General features: G+C 64.9%; 9 protein-coding genes. 4 read left to right on the top strand and 5 right to left on the bottom strand.

Translation table 11 applies throughout. The features are described from left to right. Positions 1 to 109 precede the first annotated feature (109 nt). Positions 110 to 2,044 (top strand): AAA family ATPase, encoded by a 1,935-nt coding sequence (locus EFK10_RS03740; RefSeq protein ID WP_127354343.1) that lies wholly within the window; start codon positions 110 to 112, stop codon positions 2,042 to 2,044. A gap of 698 nt (positions 2,045 to 2,742) precedes the next feature. On the opposite strand, the gene tnpC is transcribed toward EFK10_RS03740, so the two are convergent. The 4 genes from tnpC to EFK10_RS03720 form a co-directional block, all read right to left on the bottom strand. After that, positions 2,743 to 4,248: an IS66 family transposase gene (gene tnpC, locus EFK10_RS03735; protein ID WP_127354342.1), complete on the bottom strand. Its 1,506-nt coding sequence runs from the start codon at positions 4,246 to 4,248 to the stop codon at positions 2,743 to 2,745. A 42-nt stretch (positions 4,249 to 4,290) separates the two neighbouring features. Then, the gene (locus EFK10_RS03730) at positions 4,291 to 4,530 is read right to left on the bottom strand and encodes an SMI1/KNR4 family protein (protein WP_127354341.1); all 240 of its coding nucleotides are present in this window, start codon (positions 4,528 to 4,530) and stop codon (positions 4,291 to 4,293) included. 622 nt (positions 4,531 to 5,152) lie between these two features. Then, complete coding sequence (locus tag EFK10_RS03725) at positions 5,153 to 5,614, bottom strand: hypothetical protein (RefSeq protein ID WP_127354340.1); 462 nt, start codon at positions 5,612 to 5,614, stop codon at positions 5,153 to 5,155. A gap of 147 nt (positions 5,615 to 5,761) precedes the next feature. Then, positions 5,762 to 6,142, bottom strand: coding sequence for a hypothetical protein (locus EFK10_RS03720; RefSeq protein WP_127354339.1), 381 nt, complete (start codon positions 6,140 to 6,142; stop codon positions 5,762 to 5,764). Positions 6,143 to 7,095: 953 nt separating this feature from the next. Here EFK10_RS03720 and EFK10_RS03715 point away from each other — a divergent pair. The 3 genes from EFK10_RS03715 to EFK10_RS03705 all read left to right on the top strand — a co-directional run bounded on the left by EFK10_RS03715 (position 7,096) and on the right by EFK10_RS03705 (position 9,937). Continuing rightward, entirely contained in the window at positions 7,096 to 7,659 is a 564-nt protein-coding gene (locus EFK10_RS03715) for a hypothetical protein (RefSeq protein ID WP_127354338.1), read from the top strand. After that, positions 7,652 to 8,761 carry a S1 family peptidase gene (locus tag EFK10_RS03710; protein ID WP_127354337.1) on the top strand — a complete coding sequence of 370 codons (1,110 nt, stop codon included), beginning with the start codon at positions 7,652 to 7,654 and terminating at the stop codon, positions 8,759 to 8,761. The genes EFK10_RS03715 and EFK10_RS03710 overlap by 8 nt, the downstream gene beginning before the upstream one ends. A 627-nt stretch (positions 8,762 to 9,388) precedes the next feature. Further along, positions 9,389 to 9,937, top strand: coding sequence for a GNAT family N-acetyltransferase (locus EFK10_RS03705; RefSeq protein WP_127354336.1), 549 nt, complete (start codon positions 9,389 to 9,391; stop codon positions 9,935 to 9,937). Positions 9,938 to 10,260: 323 nt separating this feature from the next. On the opposite strand, the gene EFK10_RS03695 is transcribed toward EFK10_RS03705, so the two are convergent. Further along, complete coding sequence (locus EFK10_RS03695; protein ID WP_127354335.1) at positions 10,261 to 10,860, bottom strand: hypothetical protein; 600 nt, start codon at positions 10,858 to 10,860, stop codon at positions 10,261 to 10,263. Between the last annotated feature and the right edge of the window lie 2,065 nt (positions 10,861 to 12,925).

Below are 12,925 nucleotides of genomic sequence, written 5' to 3'. Positions count from 1 at the left end.
CCCGCAGGGGTGCGGACTGTCCCGGACCAAGGTCCCGCGCACTGACGGCCGGGCGCCGCAGATTCTGGAAGGATTGTCGCCAGCAACCACTGGACGGGCGGGGCGCAGGGTGAAAATCAGCAGGATCACGGCACAAGGCTTCTTGTCCTTCGCCGAGCTCAGCATGGACTTGGGGCAGGGCCTGACCGTGGTCACTGGTCCCAACGCTGCGGGCAAGTCGAACCTGTGCCAGGTACTCAGCGCTGTATCCGCGTTCCTGGGCCGCCACCTCGACTCGGAGCAGCGCGATCTGCTCTCCCTGTACGAGCAGGCCGGCCACCACGGGGCCCCCGCCTTCACGTTGACGGTCTCCTTCGAACTGGACCAGAGATGGGAACAGGACCTGGTCACCAACTTCGTGAAGGCCTCGTACATCAGCATCGCCTGCCAGAAATACGACGGGATGGGCCCCAGCACCGAAGAGTTGGAGCAGGCCGCCGAAACCTGCATCACCACCGACTCAGTGGCCGCACTGTTCCACGGCACACTCCGGTTGGACTTCGACTCCCACCGGCACACTGGCTGGTCCTGCGCCTGGCAGTTCAACCACGGCGAGGACCCCTTCCACATCCAGTTGGAGGGCCCCTGGCAGCAGCAGCTCCGCCCCGGAGTTGCCCAGGGCTGGAAGACCGTAGCCATGGAACAGGTGACCGAAGAGCCGGCGCCCGAACTGGTCAACTTCCCGGCCATCCTGGACCGGCTTGAGCAGCCGGTCATGTTCAGCGTGCCCACGCTCAACGACGCGTCCAGCCCCCGGCCCGTCTCCATGACCGCGCTCGCCCAAGCGCTGGGGCTGACCGAGCGGCATTCCGTACCTTTCGTCGTTGTGCTCGAGAAGATCTGGGCCGCGGGCGTCTCGGTGACCGTCAATCGGCGCCTGCCCGCACGCCGGCACTTCTCCCTCGATGAACTGACGGGCCCCCTCGACCTAAGCGACGGCAGCCGCACCCCGGCCGAGTTGTACCGGCTGAAGAACGGTGCGCGTGAACAGCAAGAGGGCTTCCGCAGAGCCCAGAAGATGTTTCACACCATCACCGGGGCGCACCTGGAAGTCCAGGCATCTCCGGAGACTGACGGGATGGCCATCGATGTCGTGATCGACGCTGGTCACGGTGAACGCCGTGCTGAGTTCAGCGGAGCAGGACTACAGGAGGCGGTCCTGCTGGCGGCCCTGACAGTGGGTGGACCCGGCCGCATCATCGTCCTGGACGAACCGGCGGTCCAGTTGCATCCGACCATGCAGCGACGGATCGCCACAACCGCCCTGCGTGACGTACAAGCCCTCCTGATCACCCATAGTGCGGACCTGGTCCCGGTGGCCACGACGGCCGACCTCAAGCGCATCGTCCGTCTAGCCCCAGGGCCGGACGGAGCGACCACTGTCCGGCGCGCCTCGGCCACGACCGCTTCGGACCTGGCTGGCTGGATCCAGAACCTAGCCGTCGCCGACACCAGGGCCCTGCTCTTCGCCCGAGCCGTGATTCTCTGCGAGGGCGCGTCGGAGACCGGCGCCCTGGGCCAGTGGTGGAACACAGCCACCCAGCTAGGGCCGGAGGCGGCCAACGTCCCGCTGCTGGACGTCGGAGGCCAGAACAATTTCGGCGGCTACATCAACTACCTCACCGCCTTCGGCATCCCCTGGGCCGTCATCGCCGACGGGCCAGCTCTGCGCGGCACCAGCGCACTCGCCAAACAACTTGCCAAGCAGCGACTTCGACCCCCCAACCCGCCTGACGACACGAACGATTTCACCGCCTGGACCAACTATTGGAAGACCGCAGGCGTGTTCACCCTCGCCGACCAGTTCGGCGACGACCGCAGCAAGTCCGGCGAACTGGAGGCGTACCTGCGACGCCTGGACCCCCAGGTCCTCGACCAGGCCAAGAGGGACACCACCAGCAAGCCGCGGGTGGGCGCCCTCTTCGCTATCCGCTACCACCACGGAACACCGCCGGAGGTGGCCGCCCTGTACAAGGACGTGGCCGCGCACCTGAGTCTCGACTGACGCATCCGCTGCACTCAAGCCTTCCCTGCCGCTGAGGTGCTGATGAGCACTCTGCTGTCGTGCTGCCGACTCAACGGGATGTCCGCCGAGACGTGAGCGGAGCAGGAAGTCCGCAGACATACTCCCCACCTCAGGAATCAGATCAACTGAGACTGTCCCGTCTCATTAGATCTTGCAGAGACGGGGCCGCTGACCTGTGAAGTGACAGGTTGAGTCGCGACTCGTGGCAGGTGGAACAAGGCGTCTCGGGAGAGCCGTGGCCAGAGTCGAGTGCTCGTCTCACCGATCATGGCAAGAGAGGGGTGTCCTGAGCTGGACTCCGTCAGGATGGTGAGACTCCCTGGTTTCATGATTCGCAGTGAAGGTGGCAGTTTCCGGGTCAGGCTGATGGCTGACTTCGTGACCGAGAGCTGGCGGCAGCACCCATTCCGCGGTCAGGAAGGCGAGGGATCAGAGTCGTCCCATTTCCATCCAGTTTCGGGGAATTGCTCAAGCAGGACAGAGAGCGAAGTTGCTTGATGGATGGCGGATGACCAGTCCTGAGCGGAGACGTCGAGTAGGACCAGCGGCGGGGGTGTCTGCCGGAAGTCGTAGGTGAGCATTTCGCGGCTTCCGTCCCCGCCGATGACGATGCTCCCGGGGAGTAAGCATTCACGAGGAATAGTCGCCGATGTGTGATGTTGTGTGATGTCTGCTGGTCAGGTGCCCAGGGCGATGGGTGGCATCCAGAGGTTGCCGGTGAAGGCTCGGTGGATGGCGTCGAAGGCGTTCAGGCCGTGTTTGCGGGCGGAGTCCAGGTAGGAGCGCACGGCGAGCCAGGCTGCGGCGCCGGTGTCGGACTGGTGGCAGCCGGAGATCTTGACCTGTGTCTTGACCGGTCTGAGCGCGCGCTCCCCGGTGTTGTTGGTGAAGGGCACGTGCCGGGGGTGGTCGGCGAAGCGGAGCACGTCGCCTGCCTGGTCGCGGAGGCGTTCCAGCAGGTTGCGGGCCGGGGACTGCTTGCGTCCGGGGGCTCGGGGGTGCAGCGCCAGTCCGGCGGTGACGCCCCGGTGGTAGTGCTGCAGGTAGAACAGCAGCGATTGGGGGCTGATCCCGGGGATTCCGCCGCCTCGCACGCGCTGGGCTTGGCGGTTCAGGCCTGCCAGGGCCCAGCGGATCTGTTGGTGCCACTTCTGTTTCGGGTGGTCCTGCTCGGCGGCGGTCAGCTCGCGGATCAGGTGCGCGCCGCACAGCTGGTGCGCGGCGCCTGGGTAGCCGGCGTAGAGCGACAGCGAGTCGTGGACCAGGGTGCCGCGGAAGGCGGGCAGGATCCCCAGGGAGTTGGCGCCCTCGCGCGAGCGCGGTGCCAGGGCCAGGTGGGTCAGGAAGTCGGTGCAGGCCACGTGCAGCCAGCGGCGCTTGCCGCTGATGCGGGTGGTGGTCTCGTCGGCGTGCAGGATGTGCCCGAGCACCAGCAGGGCCTTGATGAGGTTCAGCGAGTCGGCGGTCAGGCCGGCGGCTTCGGCGACCATGGTGTTCACCCAGCCGGTGGACACGCTCGCGCCGGTCAGATCGCAGATCAGCCGGGCGGTCCGCTCGACGGGCACGTGGTGGAAGACCACCAGGTAGACCGCCAGCGCGCGCAGGTTCGGGCCGTAGGACGCGGGCGAGCCCGCCAAGCCCGCGGGTGCTTCGGCCGTCGTGGTGTGGCCGCAGTCGCAGCGGACCTTGTGCAGCCGGTGCTCGGTGACCTTCACCGTGACCAGCGGAATGTCGCTCACCTGGCGGCGGGCGAAGCCGACCGAGGGGATACCGCGCAGACCCGTGCCGCAGTCCCCGCACGCACGCGGGCGATGGTTCCTGACCTTGTCCGGGCTCTCGACCATGCCCAGCCCCGTGCCCGGCGCGCCCTTGCGCTTGCCCCGCCTGGCCTCGGACTTGGGCTTCGACTCGGGCTTCTCGTCCTTGGGCAGCCCGAACACATCCTGCGAGGGCGGGAAGTTGGAGTTGCCCGAGTTGCGGCCGAGCCGCCGCTCCAACTCCGCAACCCGCTTCGTCAACCGCTCATTGGCGGCAGCGAGCTGCGCGTTCTGGTCCTCCAACAACGCGCCCCGCTCCTCGAGGAGTGCGCACCGCTCGGCCAGCGCCGCGTTCTGCTCGCGCAGCACAGCGATCAGCGCGAGGAGGTCCTCACGCGACGCAGCAGGCTCGGCGGCAGCAGACACGATCCCGCAGCGTGCCAGAGACCACGGCAACCTGTCACATCGTCAACTCGCCACCGACGGACAGAGCACGTGAATGCTTACCCCGGGGAAGCGTTTCTGGAACTCGCCAGACTCATTGACTTCCATGAGCTCCGCGATGGCATTGATCATCAGGAAGTCGTCCGCAGGAGGAATGAACTGGCTCATGCTCCCTTCCGTGGCCAGGAAGTGTCGGTAGTCCTCGGGGAATCGGACTCCGAAGCGGCGCTCGGCCTGCGCGATCTTGTCGTTGTTCGAACTCATGGGCCCGTTCTATCAAGGCCGGGTATGCCTACCCGCGCGAGAGTCTCAGCAGACAGGAGTTGCTGCGGAGCGATGCCGAAACGCTGAGCGGCCTCGGTCGGCAACTGGGGGTGGTCTCGCCAGTGCGGTGAGGCGAACAGGCGGGTGAGTACGACGACTTCGGATTGAGACAAGCCACCTGTAACGAGACAAGAGCCACCCCAAAGTGGGACACAGTCTCACTCAAACCTGTCCCGGCCCTCCCGAGACAGGCTCAGTGCACAGATCACTGCGACAAGCCGCGGTTCGATGCGACGGGACAGAGACGTCAAGGAAATCGGACCAGATTCTGTGAGACAGAGACACGATCACTTGAGACGGGACAACTAACTCGCTGTCCGGCCTGGGCGTTAGGGCTGTCCGTTGCCAATGAAGCCAGCCGGGCGGAAGCCTCCGACCTGCGACGACTAACTTCATTGGCAAGGTGGCCCCGTGGCGCCGAGAGCCATCCGCCCAGCCGCGACCTGCGGCGACTGGATTGGATGACAAGGAACGCCGCGGGCTGGGTTCGATGTCGGCGGACAAGGGCGTGACCGTTCTCATGCAACGCAGTCGCCGTCTCACCGAACGCGGTCGGGTCAAGCTACTGATACGGCAGCACGAGGTAGGTCGGGTCCTCCTCGGGCCGGATCTCCTTCGCTCCCCTGGCGTACTGGCGACAGAACTCCACCGGCTCTTCAAAGCTGACCGCCGTCAGGGCATCTCCACCTGGCATCGGTACCACGGGCCTGACGACGTAGTGATGACGCGTCACCTCGTCCACCTGCACCGCCGGCTCCATCGAAGAGAACGTAGGGGATGCGACGCCTCGGCTGGGCGTTCCCTCCACCATCCACTTCATATGCAGCTCTACAACCCCCGGTTCGGGACACGCCCATCCAAAGCGCGTGACGCACAACGCGCCGACATTGAACCATGAGCTCCATCCGCGACCGTCGGGGAGAAGTCCCAGTTCAGAGGCTTCCATAACCCCGTAGGAGAGCGGGAGGCTGCTCCAGCGGCCTACCAGCAGGTCATCCAAGTCCATCCGCAGATCCTCGCTCATCAGGTTGTCCCAATCGACTCCCTTCGATGAGACAGGGACTGGGTTGAGTGATAACGGACAGGGCGAGCTGGCCAAGATAGTTGGCAGCATCTGGCCAAGATTCTTGGCACGGCCAGTGAAGTGCCACGCTTGTTGGCACCGCCCCCGTTACCAGATCCACATCGATCTCGCGTCAGTCTGGCCTCTCCCATCAACGCCGATCAGATGGGCTGCCTCGGGGCCCACACGCGAAGCCAGCTCCAGGGGGATGGCGAATCGGTGTTCGCCGAAGTCCACGGCGAGGATCCGATCTGGGTCCAGTTCATAGTCGTCGACGGTCTTGCCGATGTAGCAGCGCATGAGCTCCAGCGACCCCCGTGCAGGGAAGCGCCACCCGTGGCAGCCGTACAACCCGAAGGGATCGCTCAGGGCCCGCAAGACCGGTCCATCGAAGTGCAGCTCGACGTAATCACGCACGAAACACACAGCGCTCACCTCCTGGCCCATCAGCAGCCGGAGCGGGTCATCCGAGTCGTCGACGGTCTCCACAAGCTCATGCTGCCAGAAGCTTCAATCGATCTACGCGTGCGACCACCGAGGAGCCGCTGTGCCGAGACGCGATAGGTGTCACCAGAGCGATGCTGTGACCTGCCCGAGGGTGACGCGTGTGCCACGTTTGTTGTCACCATGTGGCCACGGTTCCTGTCACCTGTGGTGAATTGCCAGTCTTGTTGTCACCAATTTCGAAGCTTGGGGCCTGGCGGCGGCGGCCGCTTTCCTGGGGGCATGGCCTCGGTGTTCGTGTGGGCTCGCGTCACCATCTCGCCCAGGCGATCGACCCTGATGCCCTGGAGAACGATGCCGGATGACCCACTGTCTGAGTATCGTTGACGCAACTGATCCGACTCTTGGGAAGTCCCATGCCTCGCCGGTCACCGGGCGAGATCCGGGCACAACTGCCCCACCGCATCAACCGCGGCACGCGCTGCGGCGCGGCGCCAGCCGCAGGGTTCCGGCGGAGTCCACAACGAAGGTGAACGGCTCGGCCAGCTCCTCCGCTGTCCGCCCCGACGCCCAAGCGTCGAAGTCCGCTGGCGAGCCCACTTTCCAGCCCGCGCGACCCGGCTGGACCATTGCCTTCAGTTCAGCAGGCCCTACATACCGATAGTTCCACCCCCACGTGCTCACCCTGACCAACCTACCCAGGCCAGGCCCTGGGGCAAGAACGGTCACGAGAATCGGTCGTGGAGCCTACTGTGCCAACGCACGATAGTTATCCGCCATGATCGGCGCTGACCTGGGGGTTCCGCGTCGGCGAAGCACGGCAGTTGTCACCGGATCGGCACGCTACTTGTCACCGACAGCCCGGTCGGCGCGGTTGTTGTCCGCCCTCACTCGGCCACGGCCAGTGGTGCGGTCCGCTTACGCGGTTGTCGGCGTGACGGTGGCGGTACGGCGGCCCGCCGCGTGGCTCGGACTGGGTCCTCCGGCAGGCTGCCCAAATGGGCTTGAAGTGGGGCCAGAACTTCCGGTCGGACCGCTCGGGACAGATCGCCGAGTGGGGCCAAGAGGTCGGTCCGGTGGGGCCGATTCACTGGGCGTGTTTTGTGCTCTGTTCCATGATCGATGTGCGTTCACGCCATGCGGGGAGCAACCTGGCAAGAGGGGAGTTTCTGGGCGGTGTGGGCTGCATTCCACACCTAGTCAACGGGGTGATGCCTATGGCTGCGGTGCTGATAAGGCTTCCGGATAGTGAGCTCACGGTCGCCCTGGATGTCGACGAAGGTCTCATACACGACGGCGACAGTTGGGAAGAGGCCGGGGTTCGCGAAATCGCCAGCAAGTTCACAGATCTAGGAGTCGAGGTCATAAGGAAAGGACTTCGCGCGGCGTTGTCCTTGGCTCAGATAGCCAAGGACGAGATGCAAACCAGCAATCTAGACTACGAAGCGGCAGAGCTTAGCTTTGGAATCAGCTTTAGTGGCGGCTGCGACGTCAAGGTCGTAAAAGGAGAGGCTGAGTCGGTATTTAACTTCACCATCCACTGGAGGAGCGACCATGCCTGACGGTGCCAACGGCGGACTCGTGACTATCGCGGGGTCCGGGCGACCGAACCATCAAGGATGTGGGATCTATACGATCAGCGACCACATCTTCACAGCTCGGCACGTGATTGAGAAAGACATCCTAGATCGGCACCTCCAGCGTTCCGACCGCAACACAGTACAGGTGGACGTCCGCTTCCCGTACGCGCGCAATGCTCAGCGAACAGCAACCTTGGTCAAGTGGTCGGACATGGGCGACGACGTGGCAGTCCTGCTGCTGACGGGGGCGGCACCCGCAGGCATACAGCCATGTCAACTCATACCCGATCCCGAGAGATGGCTCACCGGCCAGGATGTTCGGGTGCATGGCTGCACCACGGCCGCAGGACCTCAGTTCGTCTCCAGCACCGTTATGGGACACCGAGGGAGCCACCGATACCAACTGAACAGCCAACACCTACACGGTTTCGCCGTGGTTCCTGGTTTCAGTGGCGGTCCAGTATGGCGCGGAGGGGAAGGGGATGGTTACGTCGTCGGGATGACGCTGCGTACCAACCGGGACGCACGCGGCGTGTCAGAGATGATCTCCAGCGAAAGGTTGATACAGCTATTCCTGTACACATCCATCGGTCCGGCTGCGGATAAATTGCTATGGTTCCGCCGCAGAGCGATCAAGTCCCTACTGCAGGACCTGGCCAACGCGGAGCAGAACGGTTTCGACCCGGAAGTATGCCGCGCGGCCTATGACGCACTCGATGAGATTCACGTCCTGTTTTCCGACCTCGATGGGCTCGGGGCGTGGCGCAAGTCGCCGGGGCGGCAGATGCGGCAGCTCCGCGACTCGTACGAAGAGTGGAACAACAAAGCCGAGACACCCCAAGACCGCAGTGCCGCATTGGGCCAGCTGAAGAATCAAAGGCGCAAACTGTGGGAGGACATCGGCAAGAAACGTGCGTTGATTCTCCAGGACCACGGCGTCGAGCACATCGTGGATGAGTCGATACAACGGCTCGAAAACCTGTGCAGAGAGCATCCTGACGTGTTCCACCAAGTGGAAGAGATGACACGCAGGTATCGCCGGGACTATGGCCCTCCTCAGACGCAGGATGACCCTTCGGCGTGACCGGCACCCTCCCGCCAACAGCAGCAGAGAGGCTGGTGACAGAAACTGTGGCGCCAGGTGACACCTATCGCGTCCCGGCACAGCCGCACAGGCCGGCTCCACCTGCTCTCGGTGCCGGCAATTTTGGCCAGGCGCCAACTACGCGCGCTCAAGGTTCGTGTCCCGTCTCAGTCGAACTGGTCCCTGTCTCAGGTGATCTGGTTCGATCCGCTCTTCGTCTCAGGTGATCTGGTCTGGCGGGGGCTACTTGTCCGGTCTCACTGGACCTGGTGGTGTCTCACATATCTCAGGTGGTAGTCGGCGGATTCCCGGCGTGCGTGGCTGGCCACGCCCGGTTTTCACCTTTCAGGGTTGATTGAGTCTCATCTGATCTGTCTTGTCTCACCGGACCCGTGATGGTCGTTCCATGGACAGGACACGCGCGCTGTCCGATGAGGCTCGGCGACGACCCCAGGTGCGCGTGACGGTGGCCGTCCGACCCGACACCACCGAGCCGCTGCCGCGATCAGCGCCGGACTGCCCGGCCATGGACACCGACATCCAGATCGGGCCGACGGGTTCAGAAGCTGCTGCCGCTGTCGGTCGTCTGAGGCTCCTGCCCGGCGGGCGTGCGATAGGTTGCCCGCCATGACTGAGCTCGGACCCGTCGCCTGGCCACCTGCCCCGATCAGGACCGAGCGGCTCGTGCTCCGCGAGCCCGAGGCCCGGGACCGTGCCGCGATCATCGAGCTGTTCGCCTCGCCAGAGGTGGGCACCTACATCGGTGGCCCTCGACCGCGTGATGAACTCGAGCGCGCGGTGCCTGAGACGCCCGAGAGGCGCCCCGGCCTTTTCGTGATCGATCTCGACGGAGCGATGATCGGCACCATCGAGCTCAACCGGCGCGACGCGGAGCATCGGAGTCATGTCCGTCCGGATGCCGGGGAGGCCGAGCTCGGCTACCTTTTCCTGCCAGAGGCATGGGGACGCGGGTACGCCGCCGAGGCGTGCGCAGCGGCACTCGACTGGTTCGCCGACGCGCTTCCCGGCGAGCCGGTGGTGCTCTGCACCCAGACCGCCAACGACCGCTCGATGCGCCTCGCGGCGAAGCTGGGGTTCACCGAGGTGCAACGGTTCGAGGAGTGGGGCGCCGAACAGTGGTTCGGCGTGTGGTCCCCGGTCACGCCGTCCGGTTGAGCTTGTGCTCGACAGCGCGGATCCGCGAGGCCACCGATCGGTCGTCGGCCTCGGCGCGCCGCTTGACCCAACCCCGGGGTCCACTCAAGCTGGCCCAGCCCCCGGAAAATGCCATGTCCAGCGAGAATCGCCTCTTCAGCATCTCAGCCAAGCTGACGAACCCCAGCTCAGCACACCGGCTTCAACCATGATCGATGAGACTGTCGACGCTGCCCAGGCAGCGGTCCGTGTCCCGGCACGTCACCCACGAGACGAATCTCAGTCAGACCTGTCAGCGCCCAGTTCACGGCGCGTCTTCATGACGTGATCAATGAGACGGAACACTACTCGTAGATGCGCGCGACCGAGAGTTGCAGGGCGACGGATCTCCACGTGACTGGGTCGAGTTGCGCGTGGAGTGGCGAGTTGGCGCCTGCCCAGGCGGCCCAGGAAGCGAGCCAGTCGTAGAGGGTGCTGTGTGCCCAGCTGCCTCCGTCGCCGGCCCATTGGCCGCGGTCGGTCTTCGCCTGGCGTTCGCGTTGGTCTCGGGCGAAGTCGGTGGCGAGCGTCGCGGCGTACATGCGCAGGTCCTGGGCGGTGTCGACTTCGTCGGGCTTGGTGTCGGAGTCGGCGAGCACGCAGTTGAACACGGGCGGGGTCGTGCGGACCGTGTCGATTTGGTAGGCCAGTCCACGCCAGCCGGGTCGGTCGAGGGCTTCTTCGTGCAGCAGGTCGGTGCCGTCGATACGGCTGCCCAGCAGGCGGACCCAGCCCCACAGGAAGCCGTTGATGCTCTGATGGGTCCAGCGCTGGGCCGTGGGCGCCTCGGAGTCCTGGCCGCCGCAGGCACGTTCGCAGTCGAAGGCCAGGAAGCGGAGGTAGGCGGCGAAGCCCGCTCGGGAGTCCACTTGCTGCCAGGAGTTGATGCTTTGGGATGCGGGCACATCGAGAGGCTACGATCCCCGCTCGCGCGCGTCGATGACATTGTCCGTGGAGGTCGGCTTCATCGACGCCCACGGTGCGGAGCTGGACCAGATCATCTGAGACAACACGCACATCCCGGCTTCCGGGACCAGATCGCCTGAGATTCCTGGCGCTCCGGCGTCTCAACTGATCCGGTCGCCGCAGGTCACAGCGCCGGCCACGGACCAGATCATTTGAGACGGGACAGTTCGGTGACACGGGACACCGGGCATGACGAAGGCCCCTGCCAGAGGTCAGCAGGGGCCCTAGCTCAGTCGGCACGTTGGTCCATCAGGTCCAGGATCTTGTCGACTTGCTCCTTCGAGAGGGGCGGTGCTTTTGCCAGCCAGTGTTCCAGCCACTCTTCCTTGGTCATGCCGGGGAGCCTATCAAGTCAGGCTGCTGACTTGCCCAGATGGATCGTAAACGCAGGCTGCGGGCCACTCATCGATTTGCTGCGCAGTGCTTTCGTGTGCTGCCGCGCGGTCTGCCATCTGAATCTGTTATGTAGCACATCCAGGCCTCGCGCGTGGGCTGCACCGATTCCCGCGCTGCACGACACGGTAGGTGCCAGGCAGCGCCGTCCATGCCGTGCACATGCGAACGATTGGAAGCGCCGCGTCCAGGTCGAAGCTGAGGGCATCAGTAAAGTGTGGCTATGCCTTTGCGACCGGGACTCGTCGAGTGCGCCGAGGCAGCCACGTTCAGCTTCGCCCGCCTGTTCGGCTGGACCTCGATGGAGACCTTCGCGTCCGCTCCGGCTTCTTCCAGGCGCACGGCCATCTGCTTCCATGCTGTTGAGCGACTCCGAGGATGAGCACGTCCCGACGATCGTGGTGACGCTGAACGCCTCTTTCCTGACGGAGGTTCACGTTCACGCTGTCGTCCGTCGTGTGCGGCGACAAGGACAGGGGCCGGGACCTGGCGGGACCCACGCGCGGACGTCTCCATGTTGTCGCATCGGGGAGTCGGAGCTGCCATCAGGACCGGCGCCGCCAGCACACTTGGCGCCCGTCGCTGCGACGGCATCCTGCAACACCAGCCGCCCCTGGCGCGCCGGGCACCCGCCGGCCCACGGTGGAGACATGGGAGGACGGCAGCAGAAGATCGTGGTGACCGACGAGCGCGAGGCGACCCTGCTGCCCTGCCCGCCCTGCGACGGACCGCTGCGGCCATGGGGCTTCGCCCGCGCCCGCCCAACATCGCCAGCGCCATCCGCGAGATGTTCTACGACCCCTTCGTCCGCCATCTCGACCTCCTCAAGATCCGCTGACCAGCGAAAACCAAGATCAAAAGACTTTGCGACAGCCCTGGGAAGAAGCCGACCCAGATTTCGCGAAATCGGCCTCCCTGTGAGGTGAGATATCCCCCCACCCACACGAGGCCCGGCGGACAGTGTCAGGGTCCGATCAGCACGGGGTCTCGGCCGAGTCGACGTTGACGCCGGAACTGGTGGACGTGCTTCGGCGGACTACCACCGGTGCGCTCATCCCTCGTCAGGTTCGCCTGGGAGCTTCGGCCTGGGACCGAAGAGGATCTTCGCAAGGCGCAGCCTTCTCCTTCGTCCACTCCCGGTAGGTGATGTTGAGCGTGATGTTCGGCTTACGGGGCCTCTCGTGGGGATCCTCTTAGACATGGCACTCCCTTCCTGGTCCGCGCTTGTCAGGGACTTCGGGAAGATTGGGCCTAGTACTCCAGCCGTAGATCGTGATGTGACGGACGAGTGGCGGAAGATGCGGCTAAGGTCTACGCGCTCGGCGGTCCTACGCAGCGCCTTCCTGCGTGTCGGGCTGTGGCTCACCAGAGCCAGGGGCCCGTGCTGTTGGAGGATCTCCGGTGATCGGCAAGCTGCAGTGCGTGGTTTTGGACTGTCCAGATGTCCTTGAACTGAGTAATCGTCAATACCTGTGAATCGGTTGAGGTGGTTCAGGCCGCGTGAGCCTCAGGTCGTTCGACGAGGTGGCCGCGTTCGAAGCGGGCTCCGGCCCGTCGCTCGTTTACGGGTCCGGGGTGGCCGCGGGCTCGGAGGTCGCAAGGGCGAGAGTC

It is taken from the genome of Streptomyces soli (genome assembly GCF_003999195.1).
Lineage (GTDB): Bacteria > Actinomycetota > Actinomycetes > Streptomycetales > Streptomycetaceae > Actinacidiphila > Actinacidiphila soli.
The sequence above is the reverse complement of the archived record's forward strand: the minus strand, read 5'-3'. Positions and strand labels throughout refer to the sequence as shown.

Excerpts from the sequence above, each read along its gene's own strand:
- EFK10_RS03725 (WP_127354340.1), bottom strand. The coding sequence starts at position 5,614 with ATGAGCGAGGATCTGCGGATGGACTTGGATGACCTGCTGGTAGGCCGC.
- EFK10_RS03730 (WP_127354341.1), bottom strand. The coding sequence starts at position 4,530 with ATGAGTTCGAACAACGACAAGATCGCGCAGGCCGAGCGCCGCTTCGGA.
- EFK10_RS03715 (WP_127354338.1), top strand. The coding sequence starts at position 7,096 with ATGGGCTTGAAGTGGGGCCAGAACTTCCGGTCGGACCGCTCGGGACAG.
- EFK10_RS03710 (WP_127354337.1), top strand. The coding sequence starts at position 7,652 with ATGCCTGACGGTGCCAACGGCGGACTCGTGACTATCGCGGGGTCCGGG.
- EFK10_RS03705 (WP_127354336.1), top strand. The coding sequence starts at position 9,389 with ATGACTGAGCTCGGACCCGTCGCCTGGCCACCTGCCCCGATCAGGACC.